This window comes from Pseudomonas corrugata (assembly GCF_001269905.1).
GTDB lineage: Bacteria > Pseudomonadota > Gammaproteobacteria > Pseudomonadales > Pseudomonadaceae > Aquipseudomonas > Aquipseudomonas corrugata.
Window position 1 is genome coordinate 83,997 of sequence record NZ_LHVK01000004.1, and the last position, 14,981, is coordinate 98,977.

General features: G+C 63.1%; 16 protein-coding genes. 5 read left to right on the forward strand and 11 right to left on the reverse strand.

Annotated features, from left to right (window positions below; all coding sequences use genetic code 11):
• Positions 1-21 precede the first annotated feature (21 nt).
• The 5 genes from mrdA to AD665_RS05915 form a co-directional block, all read right to left on the reverse strand.
• On the reverse strand, positions 22-1,917 hold the full coding sequence (gene mrdA, locus AD665_RS05895) for a penicillin-binding protein 2 (protein ID WP_024776641.1): 1,896 nt from the start codon (positions 1,915-1,917) through the stop codon (positions 22-24).
• A gap of 10 nt (positions 1,918-1,927) precedes the next feature.
• Complete coding sequence (rlmH, locus tag AD665_RS05900; RefSeq protein ID WP_003185785.1) at positions 1,928-2,395, reverse strand: 23S rRNA (pseudouridine(1915)-N(3))-methyltransferase RlmH; 468 nt, start codon at positions 2,393-2,395, stop codon at positions 1,928-1,930.
• Positions 2,396-2,404: 9 nt separating this feature from the next.
• Entirely contained in the window at positions 2,405-2,899 is a 495-nt protein-coding gene (gene rsfS, locus AD665_RS05905; protein ID WP_024776640.1) for a ribosome silencing factor, read from the reverse strand.
• Positions 2,900-2,969: 70 nt separating this feature from the next.
• Positions 2,970-3,689 carry a nicotinate-nucleotide adenylyltransferase gene (nadD, locus tag AD665_RS05910; RefSeq protein WP_033034070.1) on the reverse strand — a complete coding sequence of 240 codons (720 nt, stop codon included), beginning with the start codon at positions 3,687-3,689 and terminating at the stop codon, positions 2,970-2,972.
• On the reverse strand, positions 3,658-4,929 hold the full coding sequence (locus tag AD665_RS05915; RefSeq protein ID WP_024776638.1) for a glutamate-5-semialdehyde dehydrogenase: 1,272 nt from the start codon (positions 4,927-4,929) through the stop codon (positions 3,658-3,660). The genes nadD and AD665_RS05915 overlap by 32 nt, the downstream gene beginning before the upstream one ends.
• A 186-nt stretch (positions 4,930-5,115) precedes the next feature.
• Between AD665_RS05915 and AD665_RS05920 the strand changes: the two genes are divergently transcribed.
• Both AD665_RS05920 and AD665_RS05925 read left to right on the forward strand, forming a co-directional pair.
• The gene (locus tag AD665_RS05920) at positions 5,116-5,796 is read left to right on the forward strand and encodes a DNA-3-methyladenine glycosylase (RefSeq protein ID WP_053191363.1); all 681 of its coding nucleotides are present in this window, start codon (positions 5,116-5,118) and stop codon (positions 5,794-5,796) included.
• A gap of 279 nt (positions 5,797-6,075) precedes the next feature.
• The gene (locus AD665_RS05925) at positions 6,076-7,392 is read left to right on the forward strand and encodes a bifunctional DedA family/phosphatase PAP2 family protein (RefSeq protein WP_024780110.1); all 1,317 of its coding nucleotides are present in this window, start codon (positions 6,076-6,078) and stop codon (positions 7,390-7,392) included.
• Between the two features lie 139 nt (positions 7,393-7,531).
• Here the strand turns inward: AD665_RS05925 and AD665_RS05930 are convergent, their stop codons facing one another.
• Genes AD665_RS05930 through AD665_RS05940 form a run of 3 tightly spaced genes read right to left on the reverse strand, consistent with a single transcriptional unit; the run spans position 7,532 to position 9,213 of the window.
• Positions 7,532-8,122 (reverse strand): LON peptidase substrate-binding domain-containing protein, encoded by a 591-nt coding sequence (locus AD665_RS05930; RefSeq protein WP_024780109.1) that lies wholly within the window; start codon positions 8,120-8,122, stop codon positions 7,532-7,534.
• Between the two features lie 9 nt (positions 8,123-8,131).
• Positions 8,132-8,848 carry an LrgB family protein gene (locus tag AD665_RS05935; protein WP_024780108.1) on the reverse strand — a complete coding sequence of 239 codons (717 nt, stop codon included), beginning with the start codon at positions 8,846-8,848 and terminating at the stop codon, positions 8,132-8,134.
• A complete protein-coding gene (locus AD665_RS05940; protein ID WP_024780107.1) occupies positions 8,845-9,213 on the reverse strand; it encodes a CidA/LrgA family protein in 369 nt (122 codons plus the stop codon). Before AD665_RS05940 ends, AD665_RS05935 begins: the two co-directional genes overlap by 4 nt.
• Before the next feature lie 230 nt (positions 9,214-9,443).
• Between AD665_RS05940 and AD665_RS05945 the strand changes: the two genes are divergently transcribed.
• The 3 genes from AD665_RS05945 to AD665_RS05955 all read left to right on the forward strand — a co-directional run bounded on the left by AD665_RS05945 (position 9,444) and on the right by AD665_RS05955 (position 12,389).
• A complete protein-coding gene (locus AD665_RS05945; protein ID WP_024780106.1) occupies positions 9,444-9,899 on the forward strand; it encodes a MaoC family dehydratase in 456 nt (151 codons plus the stop codon).
• A 102-nt stretch (positions 9,900-10,001) separates the two neighbouring features.
• Positions 10,002-11,720 (forward strand): C13 family peptidase, encoded by a 1,719-nt coding sequence (locus AD665_RS05950; protein ID WP_024780105.1) that lies wholly within the window; start codon positions 10,002-10,004, stop codon positions 11,718-11,720.
• 27 nt (positions 11,721-11,747) lie between these two features.
• Entirely contained in the window at positions 11,748-12,389 is a 642-nt protein-coding gene (locus tag AD665_RS05955) for an oxidoreductase (protein WP_024780104.1), read from the forward strand.
• 165 nt (positions 12,390-12,554) lie between these two features.
• Here AD665_RS05955 and AD665_RS05960 read toward each other — a convergent pair whose 3' ends face one another.
• Genes AD665_RS05960 through mpl form a run of 3 tightly spaced genes read right to left on the reverse strand, consistent with a single transcriptional unit; the run spans position 12,555 to position 14,825 of the window.
• Positions 12,555-12,839, reverse strand: a complete 285-nt coding sequence (locus AD665_RS05960) for a YceK/YidQ family lipoprotein (protein ID WP_024780103.1) — start codon at positions 12,837-12,839, stop codon at positions 12,555-12,557.
• Positions 12,832-13,479: a flavin prenyltransferase UbiX gene (gene ubiX / locus AD665_RS05965; RefSeq protein WP_024780102.1), complete on the reverse strand. Its 648-nt coding sequence runs from the start codon at positions 13,477-13,479 to the stop codon at positions 12,832-12,834. The genes AD665_RS05960 and ubiX overlap by 8 nt, the downstream gene beginning before the upstream one ends.
• Positions 13,476-14,825, reverse strand: a complete 1,350-nt coding sequence (gene mpl, locus AD665_RS05970; RefSeq protein ID WP_024780101.1) for a UDP-N-acetylmuramate:L-alanyl-gamma-D-glutamyl-meso-diaminopimelate ligase — start codon at positions 14,823-14,825, stop codon at positions 13,476-13,478. Before mpl ends, ubiX begins: the two co-directional genes overlap by 4 nt.
• Between the last annotated feature and the right edge of the window lie 156 nt (positions 14,826-14,981).

The following is a 14,981-nucleotide window of genomic DNA, read 5'->3' on the forward strand; positions in this document are numbered from 1 at the left end:
CTGGAGAGGATCCGGTCGAAATTATTCTTCACGGGCCGGAGCCTCCGCGGTGGTGGGACTTGCGTACTCTGGCTTGAGCTGACCGTGTTCATCCAGCAGCCAGGCATCCATGACCTGGCGCACCACTGGCGCGGCGACGCCGGAGCCCGACTCACCGTTCTCGACCATGACCGCCACGACGATCTTCGGATTGTCGGCCGGGGCAAAACCGACGAACAGGGCGTGGTCACGGTGGCGTTCCTGGACCTTGGAGCGATCGTACTTCTCGCCCTGCTTGATCGCGACCACCTGGGCCGTACCGCTCTTGCCGGCGATGCGGTAAGGCGATCCGATTGCCGCCTTGCGCGCCGTACCCCGGGCACCGTGCATCACTTGCTGCATGCCGTTGTTGACCTTCTGCCAGTCCGACGGATTGTGCAGGATGATGTCCGGCATCGGGTCCGGGTCCACGGGCGCCTGGCCTTCGATGGTCTTGGCCAGGTGCGGGCGATGCCACTTACCCTTGCTCGCCACCAGCGCCGTGGCCTGGGCCAGTTGCAAAGGCGTTGCCTGCATGTAGCCCTGGCCGATCCCCAGGATCAGGGTTTCACCCGGGAACCACGCCTGGCGTCGGGTCGCCCGCTTCCATTCCCGGGACGGCATCAGGCCGGGCGATTCCTCGAACATGTCCAGGGAGACTTTCTTGCCGATGCCGAACTTGCCCAGGTAGGACGCCAGCCGATCGATCCCCAGCTTGTGTGCCAGGTCATAGAAGTAGGTATCGTTGGAACGCATGATCGCCGTTTCCAGGTCCACATAGCCGTCGCCGGTACGGTTCCAGTTGCGGTACTTGTGGTCGTAATTGGGCAGCATGTAGTAGCCGGGGTCGAAGACCCGGCTCGAAGCGGTCACCACGCCAGAGTCCAGCCCGGCAATCGCCACGGCCGGCTTGATGGTCGAGCCCGGCGGATAGAGGCCGCGCAATACACGGTTGAACAGGGGCCGGTCGATGGAATCGCGCAACTCGGCATAGGCCTTGAAGCTGATGCCGGTAACGAACAGGTTCGGGTCGAAACTCGGCTGGCTGACCATCGCCAGGACCTCGCCGGTGGCCGGGTCCAACGCAACCACGGCGCCGCGTCGTCCGCCCAGGGCCGCTTCGGCGGCTTCCTGCAACTTGATGTCCAGGCTCAGAACAATGTCCTTCCCGGGGATCGGGTCGGTGCGCTTGAGAACCCGCAATACGCGACCGCGGGCGTTGGTCTCGACTTCTTCGTAACCCACCTGGCCGTGCAGCTCGGGCTCGTAGAAGCGCTCGATGCCGGTCTTGCCGATGTGGTGGGTACCGCTGTAGTTGACCGGATCGAGGCTCTTGAGCTCTTTTTCGTTGATCCGCCCCATGTAACCGACCGAGTGGGCGAAATGCGCCCCCTGGGGATAATGACGCACCAACTGCGCCACCACCTCGACGCCCGGCAGGCGGAACTGGTTCACCGCAATCAGCGCTATCTGCTCTTCGGTCAATTCGAACAGGATCGGCACCGGCTCGAACGGTCGACGCCCCTGGCGCATGCGTTTTTCGAAGATGGCCCGGTCCTCGGGCGTCAGTTGCAGCACTTCGACGATGACATCCAGCACATGCTGCCAATCGCCGGAGCGCTCGCGGGTCATGCTCAGGCTGAAGCTGGGCCGGTTGTCGGCCACCACCACGCCATTGCGGTCGAAGATCAAGCCACGGGTCGGCGGGATCGGCTGCACATGCACACGGTTGTTTTCCGACAGGGTCGAGTGGTACTCGTACTGGATCACCTGGAGGAAATAGAGCCGCGCAATCAGCACGCCAATCAGCGTTATCACCGTGATAGCACCGAACACGACGCGACTTCGCACCAGGCGGGCGTCTTTTTCGTGGTCCTTGATGCGGATCGGCTGAGGCATGAGGGCAGGATTACTTGTGGTAAGGGTGCCCGGACAGGACTGTCCAGGCACGATACAACTGTTCACCGATCAGAATCCGCACCAACGGGTGCGGCAACGTCAAGGGCGACAACGACCAGCGCTGGTCAGCCCGGGCACAGACTTCCGGCGCCAGCCCTTCCGGGCCGCCGACCATGAAATTCACCGTGCGCGAGTCCAGCCGCCAGCGATCGAGCTCGACCGCCAGTTGCTCGGTGCTCCAGGGCTTGCCGTGGACCTCGAGGGTAACGATGCGCTCGTTCGGCCCGACCTTGGCCAGCATGGCTTCGCCTTCCTGGCGAATGAAGCGCGCCACGTCGGCGTTCTTCCCACGGGTGTTGAGCGGAATTTCCACCAGTTCCAGGGCCAGCTCGGAAGGAAGACGCTTGGCATACTCATGCCAGCCTTCTTCCACCCACTTGGGCATGCGGGAACCGACGGCGATCAGGCGCAGTCGCACAGCGATCCCTTACTGCTGGTCTTTGTTGAGCTTGGTGAAGTGCTCATGGGTGTTTTCAGGGCTGTGGTGACGGGCATCCGCCGCACGGCTCTGTTCGGCACCGGCCCACAGGCGCTCCAGGTCATAGAACTGGCGTGCCGAGGCGGTCATCATGTGCACGATGACATCATCCATATCCAGTAGCACCCAGTCGCTGTCGCCCTTGCCTTCTTCACCCAGGGGCTTGATACCCTGGGCTTTGACCGCTTCGCGGACTTTGTCCAGCATCGCGCCGATCTGGCGGTTGGAGGTACCGGTGGCGATGATCATGAAGTCCGTGATGCTCTGTTTTTCACGAACGTCGATCACCTGGATGTCCTGGGCCTTGACGTCTTCCAGGGCTGCAACGGCCACCTTGACCAGCTCTTCGCCGGCCAGTACGGCACCGGTGTGAGCCTCCACGGGCAGCGGGGCGCTCTTGAAGGTGCCCTTGCGCTTTACTTTGCTTACGTCTTTGTCAGTCATATAAAACTCGTTTTGCTCGTATATTCGGGCGCTTCGCTACACGCATTCACGTGCCTTGAAGCGGCCTCGTTCAGTTCGACGCACGGTACAGCCCGTGCGCATCGATGTAGGCCAGGACCGCGTCGGGCACCAGGAAACGTACCGACTTACCGCTGGCCAGCAGTTGACGGATCTGGGTGGCGGATACCGCGAGCGGTGTCTGCCAGACGAATGCAATCTGTCCGCTCGGCCCCTTGAGGGCCAGCGGGTCGCTCACCGAGCGTGCCGCCAACAGGTTGCGCAGGGCATCCGGCGGCTCGCTGTCGGCATCCGGGCGTTGCAGCACCAGGATGTGGCAATGCTGGAGCAACTCTTCCCAGCGGTGCCAAGTGGGCAGGCCGCAAAATGCGTCCCAGCCCAGAAGCAGAAAAACCTGGGCATCGGCGGGCATTTCAGCGCGCATCAGCTCCAGGGTGTCAATGGAGTAGGACGGTTTGTCCCGCTGCAATTCGCGGGCGTCCACCACCAGCGGCGACACTCCGGCCACCGCGCACTCGACCATCGCCAGACGGTCCTGCGCCGACACCTGCGGCGTATCCCGGTGAGGTGGCCTGGCGTTTGGCGTCAGGCGTAGCTCATCGAGGCCCAGGGCGTCGGCGACTTCCAGCGCACCGCGCAGATGGCCGATGTGCACCGGGTCGAACGTGCCGCCCAGGATACCTATACGCCGGGGCGGGACTGTCGTCGTCACAGCGGCTGACGGGTCGAGGTCGCCCAAGTCAGACCGGCTCCTGTCCGCGCAACTGGCCATCACCGACCACGACGTACTTCTCGCAGGTCAGGCCTTCGAGGCCCACTGGGCCGCGGGCGTGCAGCTTATCAGTAGAAATGCCGATTTCGGCGCCCAATCCGTATTCAAAGCCGTCGGCGAAGCAGGTCGGGGTGTTGATCATTACCGACGCCGAATCCACTTCAGCCACGAAGCGCCGGGTTTCGCCCAGATGCTCGCTGACGATGGCGTCGGTGTGATGGGAGCCATGACGATTGATGTGCTCGATGGCCTGGTCCAGCCCGTCGACCACGCGGATCGACAGGATCGGCGCCAGGTATTCGGTGTTCCAGTCCTCTTCGGTGGCTTGCGCCGCCTCGATGATCGCCCGGGTGCGCTCGCAACCCCGCAGTTCGACGCCTTTTTCGCGGAACTGGGCGGCCATCGCCGGCAGGAAGTCCTGGGCAACGGCCTGGTCCACCAGCAGGGTTTCCATCGCGCCGCAGATGCCGTAACGATAGGTCTTGGCGTTGAAGGCGATGCGCTGGGCCTTTGGCAGGTCGGCGTGAGCACTGACGTAGACGTGGCAGATCCCGTCCAGGTGCTTGATCACCGGTACGCGGGCATCGCGGCTGACCCGCTCGATCAGCCCCTTGCCGCCACGCGGCACGATGACATCGACGAATTCGGGCATGGTGATCAATGCGCCGACAGCGGCGCGGTCGGTGGTTTCCACCACTTGCACCACAGCGGCCGGCAGACCGGCTTCGGCCAGGCCGCGCTGGATGCAGGCGGCAATGGCACGGTTGGAATGAATCGCCTCGGAACCGCCGCGCAGGATGGTCGCGTTACCGGACTTCAGGCACAGGCTCGCGGCGTCGATGGTCACGTTCGGCCGCGACTCGTAGATGATCCCGACCACGCCCAGGGGCACGCGCATCTTGCCGACCTGAATACCCGATGGCCGGTAGCTCATGTCGCGGATCGCCCCGACCGGGTCCGGCAGCGCCGCCACCTGGCGCAGACCGACGATCATGCCGTCGATGCGCGCCGGGGTCAGGGCCAGGCGCTCGAGCATGGCCGGCTCTAGGCCATTGGCCCGGCCGGCGGCCAGGTCCAGCTCGTTGGCGGCGGACAACTCGGCGCGAGCGGCGTCCAGCGCATTGGCGGCGGCTTGCAGGGCGCGGTTTTTCTGCGCGGTGCTGGCACGGCCGATGATGCGCGACGCTTCGCGAGCGGCGCGACCCAGGCGGGTCATGTAGTCAAGAACGGACTCAGTCATGGTCTGTGTGGTCTTGGCGAAGAGGAAAGCGGCAGATTATAGCTGTCGTAACCCTCGACTAACAGCATGGACTCACAGTGGTGACCGGCGGAGGCGCAAAACTGTCAGGAATTTCACCTGTTCAGCGGTGATTAAGATTTCCATTGCTATGATCGCCCTTCCTTTGGCCTCAGTTCGTCTACCGCCATGACCGATTCGCCTCATACGCCAAACGCCCTGCCCCACGCCTTCTTCGACCGCGACGCCCAGGTGCTCGCCAGGGACCTGCTGGGCAAGATCATTCGCCACAAGGTCGGTGACCTGTGGCTCAGCGCCCGAATCATCGAGACCGAAGCCTACTATTTCGCCGAAAAGGGCAGCCACGCCTCCCTGGGCTATACGGAAAAACGCAAGGCCCTGTTTCTCGACGGCGGCCACATCTATATGTACTACGCCCGGGGTGGCGACTCATTGAACTTCAGCGCCCAGGGGCCGGGCAATGCGGTACTGATCAAATCGGCGTACCCCTGGGTCGATGGCATCTCCGGCCCGGACAGCCTGGCGCGGATGCAACTGAACAACCCCGACGCCCAGGGCCGTCCACGCACACCGCAGAAGCTCTGCGCCGGCCAGACCTTGCTGTGCAAGGCCCTGGGGCTGAAGGTGCCGGAATGGGACGCCAAACGCTTCGATCCCCAGCGGCTGTTGGTGGAAGATATCCAGGTACCGACGGTCAATGTGATCCAGACCACCCGCCTGGGCATCCCATTGGGACGCGACGAACACCTGCCCTACCGTTTCGTCGACGCCGCCTACGCGCCCTGGTGTACCCGCAACCCGTTGCGGCGTGGACAGGTCGAGGGGCGCGATTATTTTTTGCTGCCATGAGCGATGCAACACAATTTCCTGTGGGAGCCGAGCTTGCTCGCGATGGCGTCTGCACATTCAATGCTGATGTTGACTGACACACCGCTATCGCGAGCAAGCTCGGCTCCCACAGAGAACCTGCGCGAACCAGTTTTTTTTGCTTCACAACAGATCCCCTGTGGGAGCGAGCCTGCTCGCGATGGCGTCCGTACATCCAATATTGATGTTGACTGACACACCGCTATCGCGAGCAGGCTCGCTCCCACAGTAAAACAATGCACATTCAATGGAGTTGTATTTATGGGCCCATGGCTCGATAGCATCACTGGCTGGCTGGCTGCCAACCCGCAATGGCTGGCGGTGGCGGTGTTCATCGTGGCGTGCGTGGAGTGCCTGGCGATTGCCGGGTTGATCGTCCCGGGCACCGTGCTGCTGTTTGCCGTGGCGGTGCTGGCAGGCAGTGGCGCGCTATCCCTGGGCGAGACGCTGTTGCTGGGTTTGCTTGGGGGCTTGCTCGGGGACGTGGTGTCTTATTTTCTCGGCCGGCACTTCCACCAGAACATCCGACGCCTGCCGGGATTGCGACACCACCCGGAGTGGATGAGTGCGGCGGAAAGCTATTTCCAACGCTACGGCATCGCCAGCCTGCTGGTAGGGCGTTTTATCGGCCCGCTGCGACCGATGCTGCCGATGGTGGCCGGAATGTGCGACATGCCCTTCCCCCGCTTTGCCGCCGTCAGCCTGCTGGCCGCGTCGGGCTGGAGCGTGGCGTATCTGCTGCCCGGCTGGGCCACCGGAGCGGCGATTCGCCTGCCACTGCCCGAAGGTTTCTGGCCACAGGCCGGCATCGTCATCGGCAGCATTGCGGTAATGATCGGGTTGAGTGTCAACAGCAGCCTACGGCGTCATCGACACGCCACGGCGCTGATTGCCGGCCTGGGCCTGGTGATCCTGCTTGGCCTGTTCATCGGCTTCCGCTACCTGACGGCCTTCGACCAAGGGTTGATGACCCTGGTCCAGGAACATCGCAGCCCGATGCTGGACGAAATCGCCGTGACCTTCACGCTGATCGGCGAATTCCGCTTCATGCTGATCTTCAGCGCCTTGCTGACCGGATTGCTGTTGCTGGCCCGCCAATGGCGACAAGCAATCTTCGCCGGCGCCACCATGCTGTTCACTGCCCTGGCCAATACCGGCAGCAAGCACTTCTTTGCCCGCGTGCGCCCGGAGATCCTGACCGATCCGCTGACCAGCTATAGCATGCCCAGTGGCCATGCCTCCGGTTCGTTCGCGCTGTTCCTGACGCTCGCAGTCCTGGCCGGTCGCGGACAACCGCCACGCCTGCGCCTGACCTGGCTGCTGCTGGGCTGCCTGCCGGCGCTGGCGATTGCCTTGTCACGGGTGTATCTGGGCGCCCATTGGCCCAGCGACATCCTGGCCGGCGCCATGCTCGCCGCCTGCGTCTGCGCCGCCGTCCTCTGGCTGAGCCAGCGCCAGACCCCGTTGCCCGCCATGCCGCCGAAAATCTGGTGGCTGATCCTGCCGGCGCTGGTGGCGGCATTCAGCTTCTTCGCGCTGCGGCACCTGCCCCATGGGATGCTGCGGTATGCCTACTGAAACACTGGACCGGTAGGCACAGACGAACCCTGTGGGAGCGAGCCTGCTCGCGATGGCGGTGCCTCAGCCAGCACCTGCTTCGCTGACTCGCCGCCATCGCGAGCAGGCTCACTCCCACAATGATTTGCGGTGAACAGCCTCAGGCGAAGAGCTCGCCCTGCAACTCATCGAGCAGCGCCTGAATCGCATCCAGGCGCTGTTGCGGATCATCCAGTTGCAGCAAGTCGATCTTGTCCAGTTCATTGAACGGCAACAGGTAAGCCAGTTGATTGGCGAGCGACTGCTGGCCGGTCGCTTCGGTGCCCATGTTCAGGGCCTCGACCATCGGATGCTCGGCCAGGGCCTGGAGCAGCGCCACCAGGTCGGCGTCCTCGTCCTGCAGCGGTTGCTCCGGCTCATCCTCCAGCCACTCGACGTCGGCCACGGTGAGCTGGTCGGGCTGGACACTGCTGTCATGCACGATAAAACGGCGTCCGCCCTGCACACGAATTCCCAGCAGGCCATTGTCCTGCTGGGAAAAGTCGGTGATCAGCGCCTCACAGCCGACCCGTGCATAACCTAGCGGCGCAATCCCGACTTCCTGCCCGTCCAGGATGCACACCACTCCGAACCCTTCGCCCTTTTTCATGCAGCGCCCGATCATGTCGAGGTAACGTGCCTCGAATATCTGCAGATCGAGGATGCAGCCGGGGAACAGCACGGTGTTCAACGGAAAAAGCGGCAAATTCATAACTATTTCCTAGACCGTCATCGACACCACCAGCGGCAGCAGCACCGCCGTGGCCACACCCATCAGACTCATCGCCAGCGCCGCAAAGGCGCCGGACTCTTCGCTTTCCTGCAACGCCACCGAAGTCCCCACCGCATGAGCCGTCAGACCCAGGGCCATGCCCCGGGCTTCAGGGCTGTGAACGCCCAGCCGGTTCAGGATGCTCGGGCCCAGGATCGCCCCGAGCACACCGGTGATCAAGACGAACACCGCCGCCATGGCCGCCACGCCGCCAATCTGCTCGGCCACCAACATGGCGATCGGCGAGGTCACTGACTTGGGCGCCATGGTCATCAGGATCATGTGCTCGGCGCCGAACGCCCAGCCGAGCAACACTGCGGAACCCGTGGCGAACACCCCGCCTATCACCAGCGTAGTAAAGATCGGCCAGAACAATTGCCGGATCCGTCGCAGGTTCAGGTACAGCGGCACCGCCAGCGCGACCGTGGCCGGCCCCAGCAGGATGCTGAGGATTTCAGTACTCTTGCGGTATTCGGCGTAGGTAATGCCGCAACTGACCAGCACACCGATCAACAGCACCATCGACATCAATACCGGTTGCAGGAATACCCAGCGGGTCTTCTCGAATGCCGCCAGTACCAGTTGATAGGCCCCCAGGGTAATGCCGATGCCGAACAGCGGATGATGGATCACCGACGCCCAGGCGCCCTGCCAGTCGAGGATCATGGGTTGTCCTCCTCCACGGCAGCGACGTGACGCCGACCCAGGCGCTGCATCAGCACCCCGGTGAACGCCATGGACAGGACCAGCGACAACACCAGCGCGCCGACGATGGCCCAGAAATCGGCGGCGATGGCCCGGGCGTAGACCATCACTCCCACCGCAGGCGGCACCAGCAGCAGCGGCAGATAACGCAGCAGGCTGCTGGCGGCCAGGCTCAATGGCTCGGCGACTTCGCCACGAACGATCAAATAGCCGAGCAACAGCAGCAGGCCGATGATCGGCCCCGGCAGCACCGGCAAGAACAAATGATTGATGGCGGTGCCCAGCAATTGGAACAGCACCAGCCAGGTCAGGCCCCGTAGCAACATCCGTCCTCTCCCCTGCAACCTCTACCCAATGAAAGCGCCCGCATTATAAGCATGCCCAGGCTATGGACCGGCATTCGTAAAAAGCATGGTCAGTGACCTGCCCTGTGCGTCATGTTGATCTACAGTGGTTCCCCGGGGGCGCTAGTGGCCTGTACACGAATCAGCCACACAGGCCACCGGCCCCATATCCCCATATCAAAGATAGAACCGTTGAACCAAGGAGAGTCTCAATGCCCTATGTTCCCGTTGCAGCGCTCAAAGATTATGTCGGCAAGGAACTCGGACGTTCCGACTGGCTGACCATCGACCAGGAGCGCATCAACCTGTTCGCCGAAGCCACAGGCGACTTTCAGTTCATCCACGTCGATCCGGTCAAGGCCGCACAGACGCCGTTCGGCAGCACCATTGCCCACGGCTTTCTGTCGCTGTCGCTGATGCCCAAGCTGATGGAAGACATCCTGATCCTGCCCGAAGGCGTGAAAATGGTCGTCAACTACGGACTGGACAGCGTGCGCTTCATCCAACCGGTTAAAGTCGATTCCAAGGTCCGGCTCAAAGTCGACCTGGTGGACGCCACCGAGAAAAAACCCGGCCAATGGCTGCTCAAGGCCACCGCCACGCTGGAAATCGAAGGTTCGGACAAACCCGCCTACATCGCCGAACCGCTGTCGCTCTGCTTCGTGTAGCTTCTCGCGCATGCGAAACCGCCCAGGCAGTTTCGCACCGCTTCTCTAGTTCTATCGCGCATAGCTGCGGCATACTCGTCGCCTGATTATCTGGATCCCGTTATGCGCTTACTTTTCCCCCTGGCTTTGACCCTCTTGCTGGCCGCCTGCGGCGATGGCGAATCACTGTTGCCGCCTGACGCACGCCTGCCCGATGGCGGACGCTATCGCGGCGATCTGGTGAACGGACTGCTGCAGGGCCAGGGACGCGTCGACTATCCCAATGGCAGTTGGTATGCAGGACAGTTCGACAAAGGCCAATGGCATGGCACCGGGGAATGGCACGGCAGCAATGGCGAGGTCTATCGCGGCCAGTTCCAGCAGGGCCTGTTCCACGGCCAGGGCAGCCTCGACACCCCCACCAGCAGCTACACCGGCGGCTTCAAGCTCGGGCGGCGGGACGGCGAAGGTACGCTCAAGGAAAACGGCGTCACCTACCGTGGCGAATTCAAGGCCGACCGCTATTCAGGCCTCGGTCGCCTGGAACTCGCCGACGGCAGCCAGTACCAGGGCCCATTCGCCAACGGCAAGCCCAACGGCGATGGCCAGCGCTTCGATGCCGCCGGCAACCAGTTCACCGGGCATTTCGTCGATGGTCAGCTCCAGGGCAAAGGCACGTTCAACAGCGCCGACGGCGATGTTTATATCGGCAGCTTCAAGAACAACCAGCTCAACGGCCGCGGCCGCTACGAAAATGCCGACGGCGATGTCTGGATCGGCCAGTTCAAGGACGGCGCGCTCACCGGCAAGGGTGAGCTGATCGGCGCCGATGGGAGCCATTACCTCGGTCGGTTCAATGAGTGGCGCTTTACCGGCCAGGGCCGCCTGAACCTTCCCGATGGCAGTTTTTACATCGGTGAGTTCGAAAACGACGGTTACCACGGGCGCGGCACCCTGGTGCTGACCGATGGCACGGTGCAAAGCGGCACCTGGGCCAACGGCCAGCGGGTGCGCGATGCCGATGGCAAGCTGCTGCCGGACGTACTCGAACTCGGCCTGCTGGCGCAGGGCCGCCTGCTGGATGACGCCCTGGCCCAGATCCCTGCTTCAACACCGGCGGTGGAGCTGTACAGCCTGACCTTGGGCGGCGACGGCAAGCAAAGCGTGTTCCTGCGCGAATCCGACTATGTCGCCAACATGCTCGCCAGCCGTTTCGGCGCGCAGGGCCAGATCCGCCTGGTCAATCATCGCGATCACCTGGGCGACCGCCCCATGGCAACCCGCGAAAGCCTGCGCCGCGCCGCCAGTACCCTGGCCGAACGCAGCGGCCCGGAAGACCTGATTTTCATCTACCTGACCAGCCATGGCACCAGCGAACATGAACTGGTACTCGACCAGCCACGCATGGAACTGGCCGACCTGCCCGCCGACGAACTGGCCGTGGTGCTGGCACCGCTGAAGAACCGCGACAAGATCGTGGTGATCTCGGCCTGCTACTCCGGCGGTTTCATCCCGGCGCTCAAGGACGAACGCACCCTGGTCATGACCGCTTCACGGGCCGACCGGGTGTCCTTCGGTTGCTCCGAGGAAGCCAACTTCACCTATTTCGGCGATGCGTTGTTCGCCCAGGCGCTGAACCAGACCGACGACCTGGAACAGGCTTTCAAGCTGGCCAAGGCCACTGTGGCCGAACGGGAGCAGGCCGATAATTTCGAGGCGTCCGAGCCGCAGATCTGGGCCCCCAGGACGGTCCTGTCCCACTGGCAACTGCTGCGCAAATTGCAGGCACGAAAAGCATTGCAAAGTGCTGCACTGAACGACGAGGCCAAAAAGAGCAACTAAGCTGAACCGTATCAAGGGGGAAACACTATGTACTTGACGCCTCAGCATGTTTTGCTCGCCGGCGCTACCGGATTGACCGGGGAACACCTGCTGGATCGGCTGCTCAACGAGCCGACCATCAGCCGCGTCCTGGCGCCCTCCCGCCGGCCGTTGGCCGAGCATCCACGCCTGGAAAACCCGGTTGGGGAACCGGCCGACGTATTGCCTCGCCTCAGCGGCCAGGTCGACATCGCCTTCTGCTGCCTCGGCACCACCATCAAGAAGGCCGGCTCGGAACAAGCCTTTCGCGCGGTGGACCTGGACCTGGTCGTGGCCTTCGCCAAACGTGCCCGGGCGCTGGGCGCACGGCATCTGGTGGTGATCAGCGCCCTGGGGGCTGATGCAAAGTCATCCATCTTCTACAACCGGGTCAAAGGCGAAATGGAAGCCGCGCTCAAGGCCCAGGACTGGCCGCAGCTGACCATCTGCCGTCCTTCCCTGCTGTTGGGCGAGCGCGTCGAACCCCGCCTGGCCGAGCAATTGGCCGGGCCCTTGTCGAAACTGATTCCCGGCAAATACCACGGCATCGAAGCCTGCCAACTGGCCCGCGCCATGTGGCGCCTGGCGCTGGAAGAGCAGGATGGGGTGCGGGTGGTGGAGTCGGACGAGTTGCGTAAGTTGGGTAAGTGACTCTTAAGGCTGCTGAAACAGGATTTTCAGCAAGCAAACTGTGGGAGCAAGGCTTGCCCGCGATGAAGTTGACGCGGTTCTTGCCTTGGAACCGAGGCGACCGCATCGCGAGCGAGCTTTGCTCCCACCGAAAGTGCCCTCGCCATAAAGGCCAGGACTCGGTGGTTACAACCCACCCGTCGCCTGGAACCCCACCCCAATCGCCGTAAACAACGACAACGGCAATAACAAGGTGTCGAGCAACGCACTGCCCGGCAGATCGACGCCAGGATAGCTCGGGGCTTCGGCGCCAAAGCGATCCTTGGCGCAGCAGCCGCCGTTGAGGGCGTAAAGATCCAGGCGAGTGCCCGCATACACCACCGGCGCGCCAGGCTTGGCGGCATCGAGGGTGCGGACGGTGGCGCAGCCGGTCAGTTGCAGCGCCAGCAGTACGATCAGCAGCTTATTCATCGCTGCTCAAATGGTGCTCGCCCCAGCGCGGCAACATGTCCTGGGGGATATTCAACAGGTTGAGAATCCGCGCGACCACGAAATCGATCAGGTCGTCGATGGTCTGCGGCTGGTGATAGAAGCCCGGCGAGGCCGGCAGGATAGTCACGCCCATGTTCGACAGCTTGAGCATGTGCTCCAGGTGAATGCTCGAATACGGAGCCTCCCGCGGCACGAGGATCAACTGGCGACGCTCCTTGAGCGTCACATCCGCGGCCCGTTCGATCAGGTTGTTACAGGCCCCGGTGGCAATCGCCGACAGCGTGCCGGTGGAACACGGCACCACCACCATGGCCGCCGGCGAGCCGGAGCCCGACGCCACCGGCGACATCCAGTCTTCCTTGCCATACACCCGGATCTGCCCCGCCGCCGCACCGGTGTACTCGGTGAGGAAGGCCTGCATCATCTGGGTCCTGGCCGGCAGGGTCACGTCGGTTTCCGTGGCCATCACCAACTGCGCGGCCTTGGAAATGAGGAAATGCACCTCGCGGTCTTCGCGCACCAGACAATCGAGCAGACGCAAGCCGTACTGGGCGCCGGACGCACCGGTCATCGCCAGCGTGATGCGCTCCGGACCGTTGCTCTCGAAGCGAGTGTTCATTGCAGCGCCTCAGCCAGTTTGCCGTGCAGGCCGCCGAAGCCGCCGTTGCTCATGATCACCACGTGGGTGCCGGGCTGGGCCTGGCTCTTCACGCGCTCGATGATGCCCTCCAGAGAATCGCTGACAATCGACGGCACCGTGCACAGTGCGGCCGTGGCCCCCAGGTCCCAACCGAGGTTGGCCGGCGCATACCAGATCACCTGATCGGCATCGACCACGCTTTCCGGCAGGCCATCGCGGTGGGCGCCGAGCTTCATCGAGTTGGAGCGCGGCTCGATGATCGCGATCAGCGGCGCATCGCCAATACGCTTGCGCAAACCGTCGAGAGTGGTGGCAATGGCGGTCGGGTGGTGGGCGAAATCGTCATAGATGGTGATGCCCCGCACTTCAGCGACCTTCTCCATGCGGCGCTTGACGCTCTTGAACGCACTCAACGCGGCAATGCCCATCGACGGAACCACGCCCACATGACGGGCAGCCGCCAAGGTGGCCAGGGCATTGGCAACGTTGTGCTGGCCGGTCAGTTCCCACTCCACGACGCCTTGGGACTGGCCCTCGAACATCACCTCGAACTGCGAACCGTCATCCTTCAGCAACTTCACTTGCCACTGTCCGCCCGCGCCGGTGGTCTGCACCGGGGTCCAGCAGCCCATTTCGATGACCCGCTGCAAGGCCGGCTCGGTGGTCGGGTGAATCACCAGGCCTTCGCTTGGAATGGTGCGCACCAGATGGTGGAATTGCCGCTCGATGGCCGCCAGATCAGGGAAGATGTCCGCGTGATCGAATTCCAGGTTATTCAAGATCGCCGTGCGCGGGCGGTAGTGGACGAATTTCGAACGCTTGTCGAAAAACGCGCTGTCATATTCATCGGCTTCGATCACGAAGAACGGCGTACCGCCCAAGCGCGCCGACACCGAGAAATTCTGCGGCACGCCGCCGATCAGGAAGCCGGGGCTCATGCCCGCGTGCTCCAACACCCAGGCGAGCATGCTGCTGGTAGTGGTCTTGCCATGGGTACCCGCCACGGCAAGGACCCATCGGCCCTGCAATACGTGATCGGCCAGCCACTGCGGCCCGGACACATACGGCAGGCCTTTGTTGAGCACGTACTCCACCGCCGGATTGCCACGGGACATGGCGTTGCCGATGACCACCAGGTCCGGCGCCGGATCCAGTTGCGCCGGGTCATAACCCTGGGTCAGCTCGATGCCCTGAGCTTCCAGTTGAGTGCTCATCGGCGGGTAGACGTTGGCGTCGGAACCGGTCACATGATGGCCCAGCTCCTTGGCCAGGACCGCCATCGAACCCATGAAAGTGCCGCAAATACCGAGAATATGGATGTGCATAGTCGACCTCGTAAAACATGGCCGCAGGTTAGCCTAGGGAGGGGGAAATCGCACCTTGTCTTTCAACTTGTGGGAGCAAGGCTTGCCCGCGATGAACGATGACGCGGACTTTCATGGAATCGTGTCAAGGCTATCGCGGGCAAGCCTTGCTCCCAC

What these genes read in the sequence shown, in the direction of transcription:
- ubiX (WP_024780102.1), bottom strand. Translation starts at nt 13,479, where the DNA reads ATGAACACTCGCTTCGAGAGCAACGGTCCGGAGCGCATCACGCTGGCG.
- AD665_RS05915 (WP_024776638.1), bottom strand. Translation starts at nt 4,929, where the DNA reads ATGACTGAGTCCGTTCTTGACTACATGACCCGCCTGGGTCGCGCCGCT.
- mrdA (WP_024776641.1), bottom strand. Translation starts at nt 1,917, where the DNA reads ATGCCTCAGCCGATCCGCATCAAGGACCACGAAAAAGACGCCCGCCTG.
- AD665_RS05940 (WP_024780107.1), bottom strand. Translation starts at nt 9,213, where the DNA reads ATGTTGCTACGGGGCCTGACCTGGCTGGTGCTGTTCCAATTGCTGGGC.
- AD665_RS05955 (WP_024780104.1), top strand. Translation starts at nt 11,748, where the DNA reads ATGTACTTGACGCCTCAGCATGTTTTGCTCGCCGGCGCTACCGGATTG.
- mpl (WP_024780101.1), bottom strand. Translation starts at nt 14,825, where the DNA reads ATGCACATCCATATTCTCGGTATTTGCGGCACTTTCATGGGTTCGATG.
- rsfS (WP_024776640.1), bottom strand. Translation starts at nt 2,899, where the DNA reads ATGACTGACAAAGACGTAAGCAAAGTAAAGCGCAAGGGCACCTTCAAG.
- AD665_RS05930 (WP_024780109.1), bottom strand. Translation starts at nt 8,122, where the DNA reads ATGAATTTGCCGCTTTTTCCGTTGAACACCGTGCTGTTCCCCGGCTGC.
- AD665_RS05935 (WP_024780108.1), bottom strand. Translation starts at nt 8,848, where the DNA reads ATGATCCTCGACTGGCAGGGCGCCTGGGCGTCGGTGATCCATCATCCG.
- AD665_RS05945 (WP_024780106.1), top strand. Translation starts at nt 9,444, where the DNA reads ATGCCCTATGTTCCCGTTGCAGCGCTCAAAGATTATGTCGGCAAGGAA.
- AD665_RS05920 (WP_053191363.1), top strand. Translation starts at nt 5,116, where the DNA reads ATGACCGATTCGCCTCATACGCCAAACGCCCTGCCCCACGCCTTCTTC.
- AD665_RS05950 (WP_024780105.1), top strand. Translation starts at nt 10,002, where the DNA reads ATGCGCTTACTTTTCCCCCTGGCTTTGACCCTCTTGCTGGCCGCCTGC.
- AD665_RS05925 (WP_024780110.1), top strand. Translation starts at nt 6,076, where the DNA reads ATGGGCCCATGGCTCGATAGCATCACTGGCTGGCTGGCTGCCAACCCG.
- nadD (WP_033034070.1), bottom strand. Translation starts at nt 3,689, where the DNA reads ATGGCCAGTTGCGCGGACAGGAGCCGGTCTGACTTGGGCGACCTCGAC.
- AD665_RS05960 (WP_024780103.1), bottom strand. Translation starts at nt 12,839, where the DNA reads ATGAATAAGCTGCTGATCGTACTGCTGGCGCTGCAACTGACCGGCTGC.